General features: G+C 62.3%; 13 protein-coding genes. 7 read left to right on the forward strand and 6 right to left on the reverse strand.

Translation table 11 applies throughout. The features are described 5' to 3' along the window. Nucleotides 1–50: 50 nt before the first annotated feature. From AAIS01_RS01595 to AAIS01_RS01615, 5 genes are all read left to right on the forward strand, one after another. The gene (locus tag AAIS01_RS01595; RefSeq protein WP_343467509.1) at nucleotides 51–1,817 is read left to right on the forward strand and encodes a sensor histidine kinase; all 1,767 of its coding nucleotides are present in this window, start codon (nucleotides 51–53) and stop codon (nucleotides 1,815–1,817) included. Continuing rightward, nucleotides 1,810–3,159 (forward strand): sigma-54-dependent transcriptional regulator, encoded by a 1,350-nt coding sequence (locus tag AAIS01_RS01600; RefSeq protein WP_343467510.1) that lies wholly within the window; start codon nucleotides 1,810–1,812, stop codon nucleotides 3,157–3,159. The genes AAIS01_RS01595 and AAIS01_RS01600 overlap by 8 nt, the downstream gene beginning before the upstream one ends. Nucleotides 3,160–3,460: 301 nt before the next feature. Further along, nucleotides 3,461–4,780, forward strand: a complete 1,320-nt coding sequence (locus tag AAIS01_RS01605; RefSeq protein WP_343467511.1) for an MFS transporter — start codon at nucleotides 3,461–3,463, stop codon at nucleotides 4,778–4,780. Nucleotides 4,781–5,082: 302 nt separating this feature from the next. After that, nucleotides 5,083–5,454, forward strand: a complete 372-nt coding sequence (locus AAIS01_RS01610; RefSeq protein WP_343467512.1) for a heme utilization protein — start codon at nucleotides 5,083–5,085, stop codon at nucleotides 5,452–5,454. Between the two features lie 283 nt (nucleotides 5,455–5,737). Then, the gene (locus AAIS01_RS01615; protein WP_214917545.1) at nucleotides 5,738–6,358 is read left to right on the forward strand and encodes a flavin reductase family protein; all 621 of its coding nucleotides are present in this window, start codon (nucleotides 5,738–5,740) and stop codon (nucleotides 6,356–6,358) included. A gap of 128 nt (nucleotides 6,359–6,486) precedes the next feature. On the opposite strand, the gene AAIS01_RS01620 is transcribed toward AAIS01_RS01615, so the two are convergent. Continuing rightward, nucleotides 6,487–6,732, reverse strand: a complete 246-nt coding sequence (locus AAIS01_RS01620; protein WP_343467513.1) for a hypothetical protein — start codon at nucleotides 6,730–6,732, stop codon at nucleotides 6,487–6,489. Between the two features lie 40 nt (nucleotides 6,733–6,772). Beyond that, the gene (locus AAIS01_RS01625) at nucleotides 6,773–7,126 is read right to left on the reverse strand and encodes a putative quinol monooxygenase (RefSeq protein WP_107321945.1); all 354 of its coding nucleotides are present in this window, start codon (nucleotides 7,124–7,126) and stop codon (nucleotides 6,773–6,775) included. A gap of 327 nt (nucleotides 7,127–7,453) precedes the next feature. On the opposite strand from AAIS01_RS01625, the gene AAIS01_RS01630 reads away from it, so the two are divergent. After that, nucleotides 7,454–8,383, forward strand: coding sequence for an AraC family transcriptional regulator (locus AAIS01_RS01630; protein WP_343467514.1), 930 nt, complete (start codon nucleotides 7,454–7,456; stop codon nucleotides 8,381–8,383). A gap of 132 nt (nucleotides 8,384–8,515) precedes the next feature. Here the strand turns inward: AAIS01_RS01630 and AAIS01_RS01635 are convergent, their stop codons facing one another. Together AAIS01_RS01635 and AAIS01_RS01640 are read right to left on the reverse strand one after the other, a co-directional pair. Then, nucleotides 8,516–9,964, reverse strand: coding sequence for an aldehyde dehydrogenase family protein (locus tag AAIS01_RS01635; RefSeq protein WP_343467515.1), 1,449 nt, complete (start codon nucleotides 9,962–9,964; stop codon nucleotides 8,516–8,518). Then, nucleotides 9,961–11,598, reverse strand: coding sequence for a 5-guanidino-2-oxopentanoate decarboxylase (locus tag AAIS01_RS01640; protein WP_343467516.1), 1,638 nt, complete (start codon nucleotides 11,596–11,598; stop codon nucleotides 9,961–9,963). The genes AAIS01_RS01635 and AAIS01_RS01640 overlap by 4 nt, the downstream gene beginning before the upstream one ends. A gap of 116 nt (nucleotides 11,599–11,714) precedes the next feature. On the opposite strand from AAIS01_RS01640, the gene AAIS01_RS01645 reads away from it, so the two are divergent. Beyond that, nucleotides 11,715–12,596 carry a LysR substrate-binding domain-containing protein gene (locus AAIS01_RS01645; RefSeq protein ID WP_343467517.1) on the forward strand — a complete coding sequence of 294 codons (882 nt, stop codon included), beginning with the start codon at nucleotides 11,715–11,717 and terminating at the stop codon, nucleotides 12,594–12,596. 178 nt (nucleotides 12,597–12,774) lie between these two features. Here AAIS01_RS01645 and AAIS01_RS01650 read toward each other — a convergent pair whose 3' ends face one another. Next, a complete protein-coding gene (locus AAIS01_RS01650; protein ID WP_343467518.1) occupies nucleotides 12,775–13,794 on the reverse strand; it encodes an alpha/beta fold hydrolase in 1,020 nt (339 codons plus the stop codon). A gap of 299 nt (nucleotides 13,795–14,093) precedes the next feature. Beyond that, entirely contained in the window at nucleotides 14,094–16,406 is a 2,313-nt protein-coding gene (gene metE, locus AAIS01_RS01655; protein WP_343467519.1) for a 5-methyltetrahydropteroyltriglutamate--homocysteine S-methyltransferase, read from the reverse strand. Nucleotides 16,407–16,482 lie beyond the last annotated feature (76 nt).

Here is a 16,482-nt window from a genome sequence, read left to right on the forward strand (position 1 = left end):
CATACGGCGTGCTATCGTGCCCCTCTCTCTCCAGCCCTTGAAACAGTCACATGCCGGCAATATCCCGTCCCTTGCGTCTGTCGTTGTACACCTTACTGATTCTCGCCGGCGCCATCATTGCCGCCACCCTGGCCGTGCGTCACGCCGAACGCCAGGCCCTGGAGGAGGATGCCAGCCGTGCGAATCAGCAATTGGCGTTGTACGCCAATTCCCTGCACACCTTGATCGAACGCTACCGCGCCCTGCCCGCCGTGCTGGCACTGGACCCCGAGTTACGCTCGGCCCTCAAGGGGCCGGTCAGCCCCCCGCAGCAGGACGCGCTGAATCGCAAACTGGAACAGATCAACGGCGCCGCGAAATCTTCCACATTGGAGTTGCTCGACCATACCGGCCTGGCCGTCGCGGCCAGCAACTGGCGCTTGCCCAGCAGTTATGTCGGGCACAACTATGGCTTTCGGCCGTACTTCCTCCAGACCCGAACCCAGGGCACCGGCCGGTTTTATGCGGTGGGCGTGACCAGTGGCATTCCGGGCTACTTCCTGTCCAGCGCAGTGACCGGCGACAACGGTGAGTTCCTCGGTGCGATGGTCGTTAAGCTGGAGTTTCCTGAGCTGGAACGCGAATGGCATCAGGGCAGCGACACCCTGCTGGTCAGCGATGCACGGGGCATCATTTTCATCGCCAACCGCGAGGGCTGGCGTTATCGCCATTTGCAGCCGTTGACCGACAGCGATCACGCCGAGCTCAAGGCCACTCGCCAATACGACAAGCAACCGCTGCAACCCTTGGCCGTTGAGCCGCTGCGGCGCTTTGACGACAACAGTCATCTGGCCCGGGTCGAGGCCCCCGATGGTGCCGTGGATTACCTGTGGGAGTCCCTGCCATTGACCACCGAAGGCTGGACCTTGCACTTGCTACGCCGGCCGCAGATCGCCTTCGAAGACCGTCGCAACGCCGGGCTCGCCGCCGCCGGGTTGTGGTTGGCCCTGGTGTTTCTGCTGCTGTTTCTCAACCAGCGCTGGCGCCTGGCGAAGCTGCGCCAGCGCAGCCGTGAAGAACTCGAACGGCTGGTGGAAGAACGCACCCGGGATTTGCGCACCGCTCAGGACGGGCTGGTGCAATCGGCCAAACTCGCGGCCCTGGGGCAAATGTCGGCGGCCCTGGCCCATGAAATTAACCAGCCGCTGACGGCCCAGCGCATGCAACTGGCAACCCTGCGCCTGCTGTTGGATCACGGCCGGGTCGATGATGCCTACAAAGCCATCAAACCCCTGGACGACATGCTGACCCGCATGGCCGCCCTCACCGGCCACCTGAAGACCTTCGCCCGCAAAAGCCCCAGCGGTCTGCGCGAGCGCCTCGACCTGGCGGTGGTGGTGGATCAGGCCCTGCAACTGCTGGACACACGCCTGCGCGACGAACAGGTCAGTACGGTGCTGCACCTGACCCGCCCGGCGTGGGTGCGCGGCGATGCAATCCGTCTCGAACAGGTACTGATCAACCTGTTGCGCAACGCCCTCGACGCCATGGCCGGCCAGCCGCTCAAACGCCTGGAAGTACGCCTTGAAGCCGATGAACAACTGTGGCGTCTGACCGTCAGTGACAGTGGCGCCGGGATCGCCGAGGAACACCTGAGCCAGGTGTTCGACCCGTTCTTCACCACCAAGGCGGTGGGCGATGGCCTGGGCTTGGGCCTGGCGGTTTCGTTTGCAATCATTCATGAATCGGGTGGACGACTGACAGCCGACAACCATGAAAGCGGCGCGCAGTTCTGCGTAACCTTGCCGATCGATCAGGAGGCCCAGTTGCATGCTTAACCCTTGCACCCTGAAAAAGGTCATTGTCGTCGACGACGAGGCCAGCATCCGCAGCGCCGTGGAGCAATGGCTGAGCCTGTCGGGTTTCGACGTGCAGCTGTTCAGTCACGCCGAAGAGTGCCTGGCGCAATTGCCGGGGCATTTCCCGGGGGTGATCGTCAGCGATGTGCGCATGCCTGGGCTCAGCGGCCTGGAGCTGCTGGCCGAAGTGCGGCGACGCGACCCGGATCTGCCGGTGATCCTGTTGACCGGCCACGGCGACGTGCCGATGGCCGTGGAAGCCATGCGCGACGGCGCCTACGACTTCCTGGAAAAACCTTTCAGCCCCGAAACGCTGCTCGGCAGCCTGCGCCGCGCGTTGGACAAGCGCACGCTGGTGCTGGAGAACCGTCGCCTGCACGAGCGGGCCGACGTCAAGGACAAGCTCGACGGGACACTGCTTGGGGTGTCACGGGCGCTGCAAAACCTGCGTCGCCAGGTGTTGGACCTGGCGACACTGCCGGTCAACGTGTTGATCCGCGGCGAAACTGGCAGCGGCAAGGAGTTGGTCGCCCGTTGCCTGCACGACTTCGGTCCCCGGGCGGACAAACCCTTCGTGGCATTGAACTGCGCGGCCATTCCCGAACCGCTGTTCGAGGCCGAACTGTTCGGCCATGAAAGCGGCGCCTTCACTGGCGCCCAGGGCAAACGCATCGGCAAGCTCGAATACGCCGACGGCGGCACGCTGTTTCTCGATGAAATCGAGAGCATGCCCCTGGCCCAACAGGTCAAGTTGCTGCGGGTGTTGCAGGAACAGAAACTCGAACGCCTGGGGTCCAACCAGAGCATCCATGTGGACCTACGCATCATCGCCGCCACCAAGCCCGACCTGCTCGACGAGGCCCGCGCCGGACGTTTTCGCGAGGACCTGGCCTATCGCCTGAACATCGCCGAGCTGCGCTTGCCACCTCTGCGTGAACGGCGCGAGGACATTCCCTTGTTGTTCGAACACTTCACCCACCACGCCGCCGAGCGCCTGGGCCGCCCCGCCGTGCCCTTGAGCGGTCCGCAGTTGAGCTATTTACTCGGCCACGACTGGCCGGGCAATGTACGTGAGCTGGCCAACGTCGCCGAGCGTCAATTGCTGGGGTTGGATCAACCCCGCGTCCTGGATACGGAGCCTGGCCAATCCCTGGCCGCCCGGCAGGAAGCCTTCGAAGCCCAATGCCTGCGCGCCGCCCTGACGCGGCACAAGGGCGATGTGAAAGCGGTACTCGAAGAATTGCAGCTGCCGCGTCGTACCTTCAATGAAAAGATGCAGCGGCATGGGTTGAGTCGGGAGATGTTTTTGCAGGACCGCTGAATGGTTCGCGGCTGTTCCGGCCTCATCGCGAGCAAGCTCGGCTCCCACGGGGGGTTATGTGTACGCAGGTCAACATGTGGGAGCCGAGCTTGCTCGCGATGAGGCCAGTACCAACAGCACATATCCCCCTGAATAAGCGGATTCCCGCTCACCCCCATTCCAAAGCAAGCGAATTTCCGCTCATCCAGCGCAGTCAACCCCTCTAGTCCGGCCCTCTCCCATCTGGCACAGCTCCTGCTATAGCCCTGTCAGGCTGCGTTCACACGCGCTCCACAAAAACAATTAAACGAAGGATCCTTCAATGGATAACTCCAATACCCTTCCTCTCGGGTCGGCTGCCGCGCCCGCCCGTGAAAGAACCACCGCCAGCCGGATCAAGTCGATTTTCAGCGGTTCGATCGGCAACATGGTTGAGTGGTATGACTGGTACGTCTACGCCGCTTTCTCGCTGTACTTCGCCAAAGCCTTTTTCCCCAAGGGCGACACCACTGCCCAATTGCTCAACACCGCCGCGATTTTCGCCGTGGGCTTTCTGATGCGCCCCATCGGTGGCTGGCTGATGGGCCTGTACGCTGACCGCGCCGGGCGCAAGGCGGCGCTGATGGCCTCGGTGTACCTGATGTGCTTCGGCTCGTTGATCATCGCCCTGAGCCCCGGCTATGAAACCATCGGCGTCGGTGCGCCGATCCTGCTGGTCGTGGCCCGTTTGCTTCAGGGTCTGTCGGTGGGCGGTGAATACGGCACCTCGGCCACCTATCTGAGCGAGATGGCCACCAAGGAACGTCGCGGCTTCTTCTCCAGCTTCCAGTACGTGACCCTGATCTCCGGCCAGCTCATCGCCCTGGGCGTGCTGATCGTATTGCAACGCTTCCTGACCACCGAAGAGCTGTATGCCTGGGGCTGGCGCATTCCGTTCGCCATCGGCGCGCTGTGCGCGATCGTGGCGTTGTACCTGCGTCGCGGCATGGAAGAAACCGAGTCGTTCACCAAAAAGGAAAAAGCCAAGGAAAGCGCCATGCGCACCTTGATGCGCCATCCAAAAGAATTGCTGACGGTGGTCGGCCTGACCATGGGCGGCACCCTGGCGTTCTACACCTACACCACCTACATGCAGAAATACCTGGTGAACACCGTCGGCATGAGCATCTCCGACTCCACCACCATTTCCGCCGCGACACTGTTCCTGTTCATGTGCCTGCAACCGGTGATCGGCGGCTTGTCGGACAAAGTCGGGCGGCGGCCGATCCTGATTGCCTTCGGCATCCTGGGGACGCTGTTCACCGTACCGATCCTGACCACCCTGCACACCGTCCAGACCTGGTGGGGCGCGTTCTTCCTGATCATGGCCGCGCTGATCATCGTCAGTGGCTACACCTCGATCAACGCCGTGGTGAAAGCCGAGCTGTTCCCCACCGAAATCCGTGCCCTGGGCGTCGGCCTGCCATACGCCTTGACCGTATCGATCTTCGGCGGCACCGCTGAATACATCGCTTTGTGGTTCAAGAGCATCGGCATGGAAACCGGCTACTACTGGTACGTGACGGCGTGTATCGCGGTGTCGCTGCTGGTCTACATCACCATGAAAGACACTCGCAAGCATTCGCGGATCCTGACCGACTGACCGACGGACACGCACACATGAAAGGGGCGAACCTGAACGGGTTCGCCCCTTTTTTCGTGCAACGTGTCTGAAGATTTATCCGGCATTAATCTCTGGTTAATGCCTGCCCTGCATGCTCATCCTCAACAAGACGCTGTTGCCGTACGCCAGTGATGAGGTTTATCGCCGGTCAATAACACCTTTAGATAGATCGATAAATACGATTGGTTTAAGCGTTTTTTTGCGCTTTTTAATCAGATTAACGAGCGTAATATGAATTCCACACCCAAGGCGATCAACGCCAACCACTTTGGAGAACGACCATGAAAACCAAACTGATCCTCGCCCTGACCCTGTCTGTACTGGCCGCCAACACCTTTGCCGCCGATGGCTTCGACCGCACCCAGTCAGCCATTGCCGCTGATGGCTACGACCGTACCGGCGCCGCCACTGTTGCTGCTGACGGCTTTGACCGTACCGGCTCGAACACTGTCGCTGAAGACGGCTTTGACCGCACCGGCTCGAACACTGTCGCTGAAGACGGCTTTGACCGCACCGGCTCGAACACTGTCGCTGAAGACGGCTTCGACCGCACCGGCTCGAACACTGTCGCTGAAGACGGCTTTGACCGCACCGGCTCGAACGCTATCGCTGAAGACGGCTTTGACCGCACTAACACCGCCTCCCTCAGCTAATCCCAACGAGGCTCTCTCACAGCCCGGCTTAGGCCGGGCTTAGTTGTTTTTGGGGTACAGGAAAACGGTCAGCCTCAAGCCCAACACCAAAGTGGTCTCACTGAAAAAAAAATGTGGGAGCGGGCTTGCTCGCGAATGCGGTGTGCCAGCCAACATTTATATCAACTGACATACCGCCTTCGCGAGCAAGCCCGCTCCCACAAAGTTCTGCGGTGCTGACAAAAACAGTTGGCCCCGGCACTATCCTCGAAATCTCAAAATCCATCCCAGGACCTCAACCGCCATGCCCGACGACATCCACTACTACGAACCCGCCCAGGGCCACGGCCTGCCCCACGACCCGTTCAACGCCATCGTCGGTCCCCGCCCCATCGGCTGGATTTCCTCCCAGGACGCCGAAGGGCACCTGAACCTGGCGCCCTACAGTTTTTTCAACGCCTTTAACTACATCCCGCCGATCATCGGGTTCTGCAGCGTCGGGCGCAAAGACAGCCTGAACAATATCGAGCAGACCGGCGAATTCGCCTGGAACCTGGCGACACGCCCGTTGGCCGAACAGATGAACCAGAGCTGCGCCATGGTCGCGCCAAAGGTCAATGAATTCGAACTGGCCGGTTTGACGCCAGCGCCATCACGGGTGATTCAGGTGCCACGCGTCGCGCAAAGCCCGGTGTCCTTCGAATGCAAGGTCACCCAGATCATCCAGTTGCAGCGTGCGGACCAGGCGTTGGTGCCCAGTTGGCTGATCCTCGGCGAAGTGGTCGCCGTGCATATCGCCAAATGGTTGTTGAAGGATGGGGTATACGACACCGCCGCCGCCGAGCCGATTTTGCGCGGCGGCGGGCCGGCGGACTATTTCCAGCTGGGTCCCGAGGCGCTATTCAAGATGCATCGTCCTCAATAGAAGATGCACACCGAACCCTGTGACACAGCGTTTTTCTGTGGGAGCAAGGCTTGCCCGCAATGAAGACAACGCGGTCTGTCTTTAGAGCCAAGGTGAGAGCATCGCGGGCAAGCCTTGCTCCCACAACGTTAATCTCGCAGGTTCCAAATCAGCTCGCCCTCATCGCCCACACCCTTGAGATGGGTCAACTCAATGGCCGCAGCCGAGTCGGCATCAGTGGCCGTCTTGAAGCTCTGCTCTTCAAGCACCTTGTTGAAACGCGGCGCACCGGAACCGCCAATGGCTTTGGTGGCAATCGCGGCGTAGTAGCCGCCGCCCTCTTTGGGGACGACCGCGGAAACAGCTTCGAAGGTTTCAAAGGCTTTACGTGCCATGTTGCGCATCCTGGCGATGGAAATGACGCTCATTAAACCTTCAACCCGCCAGTTTGTGTACCTTCGCCAGGCACCCTTCGGTCGCCTGGGCGGCGGACACTTCACGGAAGGTGTGAAAATCCAGGCTGCTCACCACCAGGTCCTGTACCAGCTCGGCGAAGATCGCCATGGCCGGGGAGTTGAAATACGCATCCATCGCCTGTTGATTGACCCAGAGCCCGGACACCAGCCACAGATCGGCGTCGCATTGCGATTGCTGCAAGGCAAAATGCAGGCATCCGGGGGCTTGGCGCGAGGGTGCGATCAGCGTACTCAGGCGGGCACCCAATGGCTTGGAGCAACCGGAACGGGCCCGCACAAAGGCCATGTGACTGACGGGGATCTGTGTAGACATGTTCAACCCTCCCAGGTAATCCGTTGTGCAGCCCGGGACAGGCTGCGACAGGATCAAAGGTTAAGCGCCACGACGCCAGCTGGGTTAGTCGATTTCTGCCGACCCATTGCACAATCCTGCGCGGGAGCCGGCCCCAATGGCCGCACCCTCTGCGAGGTTTCGGGAAAGTTGAAACAAAAGGTTTCAAGCAAGTTTCGGTCACATTATGCCGCTGCGATTCGATACGCTGTGCAGGATCAGGCAAGCTTTCGACAGGATGTGGCTACCACGGCGACTTGCACAAACATAAGCTCTGTTCATCGCTCCCCCTTTCCTGAGGATTCCGGCATGTCGCCGCTTGACCACGCCCACGTCCCGCTGGACACGTATCTGGAACAACAGCGCGCCGAACTGGCGTCGATCATCGGCCGCAATACCTGTGAAGATGGCAGCTACGCCACGGCCATCGACTCGCTGCATCTGTCGCGCCACAGCCAACCCCATCAATTCGCACCGGTGCTGGCGCGACCAGCGCTGTGCATCATGGCCCAAGGCAGCAAACAGGTGCGCCTGGCGGACGAATTGTTCAACTACGACCCGCTCCATTATCTGGTGGTCTCGGTCTCGATGCCCTTGAGTGGTTGCGTCGCCAGCGTTTCGCCCGATCAGCCGATCCTGGCCCTGCGCCTGGACATCGATCCGGCGGAAATCACCGCGCTGATCGCCGACGCGGGCCCGCTGGGCGTACCGACGCGCCCCACCGGTCGCGGCCTGTATGTAGAACGGCTGGACACGCCGATGCTCGACGCTGTGTTGCGCCTGACGCGGTTGCTGGACAGCCCGAAAGACATCGCCATGCTTGCGCCCTTGGTGCGCCGGGAAATTCTGTACCGTCTGCTGCGCAGCCCCCAGGGCTATCGACTCTACGAAATCGCCATCACCAACAGTCAGAGCCATCGCATCAGCCAGGCGATCAAATGGCTCAACGGCCATTTCGAAAAACCGTTGCGCATCGATGACCTGGCCCGGGAAGTGAACCTCAGCGTCTCGACCCTGCATCACCGTTTCAAGGCCATGACGGCCATGAGCCCGCTGCAATACCAGAAGCAACTGCGCCTTCAGGAGGCCCGGCGACTGATGCTGGCCGAAGGGCTGGAGGCCTCGGCGGCGGGGTATCGGGTGGGGTATGAAAGCCCTTCGCAGTTCAGCCGCGAGTACAGCCGCCTGTTCGGCGCGCCGCCGCTGCGGGATCTGGCGCGGTTGCGGATGACGGTTTGACCGGCGCCTGGTATTGGCTGGGCCGGCCCCTTCGCGAGCAAGCCCGCTCCCACATTTTGAGCTGCGTATGCAGGACCCTGTGGGAGCGAGCTTGCTCGCGATGGGGCCAGTACAGACACCCACCTCTAGTGTTCAAACCGCCCGCACCACATGCTTGATCTCCTGAAACGCCGCCAGCCCCCAAGGCCCCAACTCGCGGCCCATGCTGCTCTGCTTGTAACCACCCCACGCCGCCTGGGGAAAGATCACTTGAGGGGCGTTGATCCACACCAGCCCTGCCTGCAAAGCATTGGCCACCTGTTCGGCAACTTCGGTATCGCGACTGACGACACTGGCCACCAGGCCGAAACGACTGTCGTTGGCCAGGGCGATCGCTTGCTCCAGGGTGCTGAAACGACGCACACACAGCACCGGTCCGAAGATTTCTTCGCACCACAACTCGCTGTCCACAGGCACGTCGGTGAAAACGGTCGGCTGTAGAAAATAGCCGCGCGGCAAATGCGCGGGTCGCTGCCCGCCGCACACCAGCGTCGCCCCGGCGCTCAGGCCCCGGTCGATGTGCCCGAGCACCCGCTGATATTGCGCCTGGTTGACCAGCGCGCCCATCTCCACGTCAGGGTCAAACGGGTCAGCCACGCGAATCGCTTCGGCGCGAGTCTTGAGTCGTTGCAGGAATTCATCGGCCAGCTCATCGGCGACCAGCACGCGACTGGTGGCCGAGCACATTTGCCCGGCGTTGAAGAAACCGCCACCACAGGCCAGTTCCACCGCCAGCTCCAGGTCGGCGTCGACCAACACCAACAACGACGACTTGCCTCCCAGTTCCAGGCTCACGCCCTTCACCGTTTCCGCCGCCCGTTGCATCACCTGCACGCCCACCGCATTGCTGCCGGTAAAGGAAATCTTCGCCACGCGCGAATCGCTCGCCAGTGGCGCCCCCACGGCCAGGCCCGTACCACAGATCAGGTTAAACACACCCGGCGGCAAGCCACAGCCGCCGATGATCGACGCCAGTTCCAGCTCCGGCAACGGTGTGACCTCCGAAGGCTTGAGCACCACACAACAACCGGCGGCCAAGGCCGGGGCGAGCTTCCAGGCGGTGGTGACCATCGGGAAATTCCACGGCACGATCAATCCCACCACACCGCAGGGTTCGCGGCGCAGGCGGGCACTGAAGTCTTCGCTGGGCAATGGCAGCGGGCTGTCCTGCCGGGCGTCCAGCCCTTCGGCCAGTTCGGCGTAATACTTGAAGGTGGCGACCACGTCGTCGACATCGATGGCCGCTTCGAACAGGGGCTTGCCGTTATTGCTCGATTGCAAGTGCATCAACCGCTCACGCGCGGCCTGCACACCCGCGGCGATACGGCGCAGAATCGCCGCGCGCTCGGTGCCGGTGGTGTTCGACCATTGGGCCAACGCCTGGGTCGCCGCGTTCAGGGCCTGATCGACCGCACGCTCATCGCCGCCATTGACCGTGGTCAGCAGCGCCTCGGTGACCGGGTTGATCACCCGCAAATGCTGATCACCCGAGGACCATTGGCCATTGATGTACAGGCCGTCCTGTGTAGTGGGGAAATTCATTGGGCCACCGCCATCATCCAGCGCGCCTGATCGATTTCGATCAGGGTCGGGCCCTGGCGGTCGTGGGCCGCCAGCAACGCGGCGCGCAATGACTCCACACCGTCGATGGCGTGTGCAAAGCAACCCAGGGCCTTGGCGACGCCAATGAAATCCGGGGTGTAGATGTCCACGCCCACCGGTTCAATGGCGCGGTTGACCATGTATTTCTTGATCTCTTCGTAACCCTGGTTATTCCACAACAGCACGATCACTGGCACGCCTGCTTCCACGGCGCTGGCCAGCTCCGGCAAGGTGAACTGCAAGCCGCCATCACCGATCAGGCACACCACCGGCGGACGACCGTGACCGGCGTCGACGCCACCGAGCCAGGCGCCGATGGCCGCCGGCAAGGCATAGCCGAGGGTGCCGTAGCCGGTGGACGCATTGAACCAGCGACGTGGATGTTCCGGGTTGAAGGTCAGGTTGCCGGTGTACACCGGTTGCGTGGAGTCACCGACGAATACCGCGTCGGGCAAGGCCTGCAAAACCGTGTCGATGAACAAGGTCTGCGCGCGGGTCGCGACGTCCCAGTCCCGGTCCAGATCCGCCCGTAACCGCGCGGCACGCACCTGGCCCCAATCGCTGTCGCGCCGGGTCAGGGATTGTTGCTTCAACCCATCGAGCAAGGCCTGGCTGGCGCTGCGGGCATCGGCCACCAGCGCCAGGTGCGGCGGGTAGTTGCGCACGGTCTGGTCCGGGTCGATGTCGATGCGCAGCAATGCACCGGGGATCTCGAAGCCGCCGGCGAAGGTGATGTCGTAGTCGGTCTCGGCCAGCTCCGTGCCGATGGCCAGCACCACGTCGGCCTCGGCCACCAGCGCGCGGGTGGCCACCAGGCTTTGCGTGGAGCCGATCAACAGGGGATGACGGGATGGCAACAAGCCCTTGGCGTTGATGGTCAGTGCCACGGGCGCGCCGAGGCACTCAGCCAGTTCGGTCAGTTCGCGGCCTGCGTCGATGGCACCGCCACCGGCCAAAATCAAGGGCCGCTGCGCCTTCGCCAGCATGGCCGACATCTGCGCCACCGCACTCGGCGCGGCCCCGGCACGGCAGATATTCACTGGCGTGGTGGCGAGCAACGCATCGGCGTCTTCCACCAGAACGTCCAACGGAATTTCGATGTGTACCGGCCGCGGGCGACCGGCCTGGAACAAGGCAAAGGCCCGAGCCAGTACCCCCGGCAACTCGGCGGCGGACATCAGCGTATGGGAAAACGCCGCCACGCCAGCCACCAATGCACTCTGATTCGGCAGCTCATGGAGTTTGCCGCGCCCGCCGCCCAACTGGCTGCGCGACTGCACGCTGGAAATCACCAGCATCGGGATCGAATCGGCGTAGGCCTGGCCCATGGCGGTGGTGATGTTGGTCATGCCGGGGCCGGTGATGATGAAGCACACACCGGGCTTGCCGCTGACCCGGGCATAACCGTCGGCCATGAACCCTGCGCCCTGTTCGTGACGCGGCGTCACATGGCGGATGCTGGAACGAGCCAACCCACGATACAACTCGACGGTGTGCACGCCGGGAATCCCGAACACCTGCTCCACGCCATAACCTTCGAGTAACTTGACCAATACTTCGCCGCACGTCGCCATTGCCACTGCCCTTCTTGTTTTCGGGGGAATGGCGTTATTGGAACGGCCAGGCCATAGCCGCAACAATGGATAAAAAGTCATACTCGCCATGTCCCCACGTCATGGCTCGATTCCAAATGAAACGCCTTCCTCCGCTCCCGGCGCTGCACACGTTTCTGATCACCGCCCAGTGCTGCAACTTCACCCGGGCGGCGGAACAGTTGCACATCACCCAAGGCGCGGTGAGTCGACAGATCGCCGGGCTGGAGGAACATTTGGGTTATGCGCTGTTCCAGCGTCAGGCACGGGGCCTGAGCCTCACGCCGCAGGGGCAGGCGTGGCTGCCACAGGTGCAGCAAGTGTTCGCCCTGATCGCTGAAGCCGTGGAGCAGATCGGCGAAAAACACCAGGGCGTGCAACTCAAGGCGCCAACCTGTGTGCTGCGCTGGCTGATGCCGCGTTTGCTGCAATGGCAAAAGGAACGACCGGACATACCGGTGCAGTTGACGACCACCGTCCGCCACGGCGTGGACTTCCAGCGCGAAACCTTCGACGCGGCGGTGGTCTATGGGCCGCCGCCGGATGCATCGCTGGCGGGCCTGCACCTGTTCGATGAGCAACTGACCCCGGTGTGTTCACGTCCACTGCTTGAAGGTCCCGTGCCGCTGCGCACGCCCGCCGACCTGCAACACCATCTGCTGCTGCATCCCACCGCGGACGAGCGCGACTGGAACGCGTGGCTGGAGGCAGCGGATGTGCAACTGAGCAACGTCAGCAAAGGCCAACATTTCGAAACCCTGGACCTGGCGATGTCCATGGCCTCACAAGGCACCGGCGTGGCGATTGGCGACTGGTCGCTGATCGGCGACGACCTGAGCGCCGGACGACTGGTGATGCCGTTCGAACTGAAGGTCAAGACCGGGTTGGCCTATCACTTGGTGTACCCGCGCAAATCCCAGGTTTCGGAGCAATTGCAGGCACTGATGGGCTGGTTGGTGGAACAGGCGCAGACACGCTAGCTGTTTCACCGCAAGCCCCCTGTGGCGAGGGGATTTATCCCCGCTGGACTGCGCAGCAGGCCCCAAGCAATCGAACATGATCAGCCTGACATACCGAGGCGCCAGTTTTGGGGTCGCTTCGCAACCCAGCGGGGATAAATCCCCTCGCCACAGATCAGTCCCCTTATCACGGGAAAAGCTACAGCAGATTGGGCACCTGTACCGGCTCGATCTGCGCCCAATGCGTAGTGTCTTCGCGATGCTGCTGCAAGTAGGGCAACACCGCCCCCAGCAACGGTTCCTTGAACGCTTCTTGAAACCGGTGGGCCAGGCCCGGTATCAGCTTCAGGCGGCTGCCGCGGATGTGCGCCGCGAGGTGCACACCATGCATCACCGGCAACAACGGGTCGGCGGTGCCATGGACCACCAGGGTCGGCACGCGCAGTTGATTGAGCAGCGCCACCCGGCTCGGCTCGGCCATGATCGCCATGATCTGGCGCTGCACGCCTTCGGGGTTGAAGGCCCGGTCATAGGCCTGGGCGGCCTGATGCAACAGTGCCTGACGATCATCCACCACCATCGGGCTGCCCAGGGCGGCCAACAGATCGGCCTGTTGTTCCAGGGCCACTTCACGATTCGGCGCACTGCGCCGGGACAACAGCTTCACCAGCGTTTCACTGGGTGCCGGCAGGCCTTCGGCGCCGGAGCTGGTCATGATCAGGGTCAGGCTCTCTACCCGCTGCGGCGCCATGGCCGCCATGTGCTGGGCGATCATGCCACCCATGCTCACCCCCAGTACGTGAAAGCGCTGCACCTGCAACGCGTCCATCAACCCCAGCCCGTCGTCGGCCATGTCGGTCAAGGTGTAGGGAGCGGCCACGGGCAAACCCAGCTTGTAACGCAAGGCCTCAAAGGCCAGGTTGGCGCTGCCGGGCGCCTGGCGCCAGGCGGACAGACCCACGTCGCGGTTGTCGTAGCGGATCACCCGAAAGCCCTGCTCGCACAGGGCCGCCACCACTTCGTCCGGCCAGTGGATCAACTGCCCGCCCAAGCCCATCACCAGCAACAACGCCGGGTCGGAGGCACGGCCGATGCTCTGGTACGCCAGGCTGACCTGATCCAGATCGACCCGTTGGGTCGCAACATTGACATCACAGCGAGAAGCCGCCATCGACGGCAGGCCGAATAACAACGCGGCCAGGAAGATAAATACACGCATGAAGAAACACCAAAACGCAGAACCCCAGTAGAGCGCGAGTCTGATGAAGTTTGTTCAAGCGCGCTGCCACAGTTGCGTGACAGTTTGATGAAGATTGCCAAATGGTCGCTCCACCCGGTCAAATGAAGCAAAGCAGAGCACTTCCCCTGTGGCGAGGGGATTTATCCCCGCTGGACTGCGCAGCAGGCCCAACCCAGCAACTCAATAAACCTGATAGATCTGGGGGGCTGCTTCGCAGCCCAGCGGGGATAAATCCCCTCGCCACAGGTCAGGTGCATGCCTGTAAGAGTATTCGGGCTTCAGGCCAACTGACTCCGCAACTGCCGCGCCGCCGCCACCATGTTCACCAACGCGGCTTCGGTCTCCGGCCACGCCCGGGTCTTCAAGCCGCAATCGGGGTTGACCCACAGTCGGTCCGCCGCAATCCGCTTCACCGCCTTGCTCATCAACGCGACCATCTCCGCCGTGTCCGGCACCCGTGGCGAGTGGATGTCATACACACCTGGGCCGATGTCGTTGGGGTACTCGAACGCTTCGAACGCGTCCAGCAACTCCATGTCCGAACGCGAGGTTTCAATAGTGATAACGTCGGCGTCCATGGCGGCGATGGCCTTGATCACGTCATTGAACTCGCTGTAGCACATGTGGGTGTGGATCTGGGTTTCGTCGCCCACGCCCGAGGCGCTCAAGCGGAACGCTTGCACCGCCCAATCCAGATACGCCTGCCATTGCCCACGGCGCAGGGGCAAACCTTCGCGGAACGCGGCCTCGTCGATCTGCACGATTTTGATCCCGGCTTTTTCCAGGTCCAGCACTTCGTCACGCAGGGCCAGGGCCAGTTGTTGCGCCTGGACCTGACGCGACACGTCCTCGCGCGGGAACGACCACATCAGCATGGTCACGGGGCCGGTGAGCATGCCCTTCATCACCTTGTTGGTCAGGCTTTGTGCGTAGCGGATCCAGTCGACGGTCATGGCTTTCGGCCGGCTGATGTCGCCATAGATGACCGCCGGTTTCACACAACGCGAACCGTAGCTCTGGACCCAGCCGAAACGGGTGAAAGCATAGCCGTCCAGTTGCTCGGCGAAATATTCCACCATGTCGTTGCGCTCGGCTTCGCCATGTACCAGCACGTCCAAGCCCAGGCGTTCCTGGATCTGCACGGCGTGGCGGATCTCGGTGTGCATGGCGTCCTGATAATCGTTGGCCGACAGCTTGCCTTGCTTGTAGGCCTGGCGCGCCAGACGAATCGCTGGCGTCTGCGGGAAGGAGCCGATGGTAGTGGTAGGAAAAGCGGGCAGTTTCAGCTGAACGCGCTGCTGTTCGATGCGCTGGGCAAACGGCGAGCGCCGCTGACTGTCCTGGGGTCCTATCGCGGCGAGGCGCGCCTGGACCTCGGCTTTGTGAATGCGTGTCGAGTCGGCCCGACGAGCCTGCACGTCACGGCTGTCGGCCAGGGCCTGCCGCACACCGGGAGCTTGTGGATCGTTGAGTGCATCGCGCAATACCGCCACTTCCCCGCACTTTTGCACAGCAAAAGCCAGCCAGCTCTTGAGTTCGGGATCGAGCCGGTCTTCACGTTCCAGGTCCACGGGGCTGTGCAACAGTGAGCAAGAGGTGCTGACCCAGAGGTTGTCGCCAAAACGCTCCTGCGCCGGCTGCAATTGCGCCAGCGCCTGTTCCAGCTCACAGCGCCAGACATTGCGGCCATTGACCAGCCCCACCGACAGGATCTTGTAGGTGGGCAGGCGGTCGAGTACCTGGCCCAGTTGGTCCGGCGCCCGCACCGCGTCGATGTGCAAACCGTCCACCGGCAGGCTCACCGCCAGACCGAGGTTGTCTTCCAGGCCACTGAAATAGGTCGCCACCAGTTTTTTCAGCGGCGAATACTGAAGGATGTGATAGGCCCGCTCGAACGCACTTTTCCAGGCCAGGGGCAGGTCGAGGGTGAGGATCGGCTCGTCGATCTGCACCCACTCAACGCCCTGGGCCTTGAGGCGATTGAGGATTTCACCGTAGACCGGCAGCAGGCGCTCCAGCAGGTCGAGTTTGTCGAAGTCCTCGCCCTTGGCCTTGCCCAGCCACAGATAGGTCAAAGGACCGATGATCACCGGTTTGACCCGATGGCCCAAGGCATGGGCCTCATCCACTTCGTCGAACAGTTGCTCCCAACTCAGGGCGAAGCGCTGGTCGGCGGTAAACTCCGGGACCAGATAGTGGTAGTTGGTGTCGAACCACTTGGTCAGTTCCTGAGCGTATTGCGCTTGCCCGTGATCGGCAGCGCAGCAAGCCGCGCTGGCGCCTCGGGCCATGGCGAACAGCGTGTCGAGGGTCGGCTTGGCCTGGGCATCGAGGGTGTTGTGGAATCGCGGCGGGACGGCACCCAGGGTCAACGTGTGGCTGAGCACCTGGTCGTACCAGGCGAAATCACCGACCGGCAGCAGGTCGATGCCGGCATCTTTCTGCAGTTGCCAGTGCCGAGCCCGCAGTTCACGGCCCACCGCTTGCAGTGCGGCCGCTGTCAGGTCGCCCTTCCAGTAGGCTTCGAGGGCTTTTTTCAGTTCGCGGTCGGCGCCGATGCGGGGAAAACCTAAGGTGTGGGCCAGGGCCATGGTGTGTGTCCTCCTGTAAAAGATGGCGCCATTGTCGACAGCCAGCCCCACATGAGACAAACTCAACCTTTTCGTG

This window comes from Pseudomonas halotolerans (assembly GCF_039581215.1).
GTDB lineage: Bacteria > Pseudomonadota > Gammaproteobacteria > Pseudomonadales > Pseudomonadaceae > Aquipseudomonas > Aquipseudomonas tehranensis.

Excerpts from the sequence above, each read along its gene's own strand:
- AAIS01_RS01640 (WP_343467516.1), bottom strand. The coding sequence starts at position 11,598 with ATGGCGACGTGCGGCGAAGTATTGGTCAAGTTACTCGAAGGTTATGGC.
- AAIS01_RS01605 (WP_343467511.1), top strand. The coding sequence starts at position 3,461 with ATGGATAACTCCAATACCCTTCCTCTCGGGTCGGCTGCCGCGCCCGCC.
- metE (WP_343467519.1), bottom strand. The coding sequence starts at position 16,406 with ATGGCCCTGGCCCACACCTTAGGTTTTCCCCGCATCGGCGCCGACCGC.
- AAIS01_RS01650 (WP_343467518.1), bottom strand. The coding sequence starts at position 13,794 with ATGCGTGTATTTATCTTCCTGGCCGCGTTGTTATTCGGCCTGCCGTCG.
- AAIS01_RS01625 (WP_107321945.1), bottom strand. The coding sequence starts at position 7,126 with ATGTCTACACAGATCCCCGTCAGTCACATGGCCTTTGTGCGGGCCCGT.
- AAIS01_RS01595 (WP_343467509.1), top strand. The coding sequence starts at position 51 with ATGCCGGCAATATCCCGTCCCTTGCGTCTGTCGTTGTACACCTTACTG.
- AAIS01_RS01600 (WP_343467510.1), top strand. The coding sequence starts at position 1,810 with ATGCTTAACCCTTGCACCCTGAAAAAGGTCATTGTCGTCGACGACGAG.
- AAIS01_RS01635 (WP_343467515.1), bottom strand. The coding sequence starts at position 9,964 with ATGAATTTCCCCACTACACAGGACGGCCTGTACATCAATGGCCAATGG.
- AAIS01_RS01610 (WP_343467512.1), top strand. The coding sequence starts at position 5,083 with ATGAAAACCAAACTGATCCTCGCCCTGACCCTGTCTGTACTGGCCGCC.
- AAIS01_RS01620 (WP_343467513.1), bottom strand. The coding sequence starts at position 6,732 with ATGGCACGTAAAGCCTTTGAAACCTTCGAAGCTGTTTCCGCGGTCGTC.
- AAIS01_RS01630 (WP_343467514.1), top strand. The coding sequence starts at position 7,454 with ATGTCGCCGCTTGACCACGCCCACGTCCCGCTGGACACGTATCTGGAA.
- AAIS01_RS01615 (WP_214917545.1), top strand. The coding sequence starts at position 5,738 with ATGCCCGACGACATCCACTACTACGAACCCGCCCAGGGCCACGGCCTG.
- AAIS01_RS01645 (WP_343467517.1), top strand. The coding sequence starts at position 11,715 with ATGAAACGCCTTCCTCCGCTCCCGGCGCTGCACACGTTTCTGATCACC.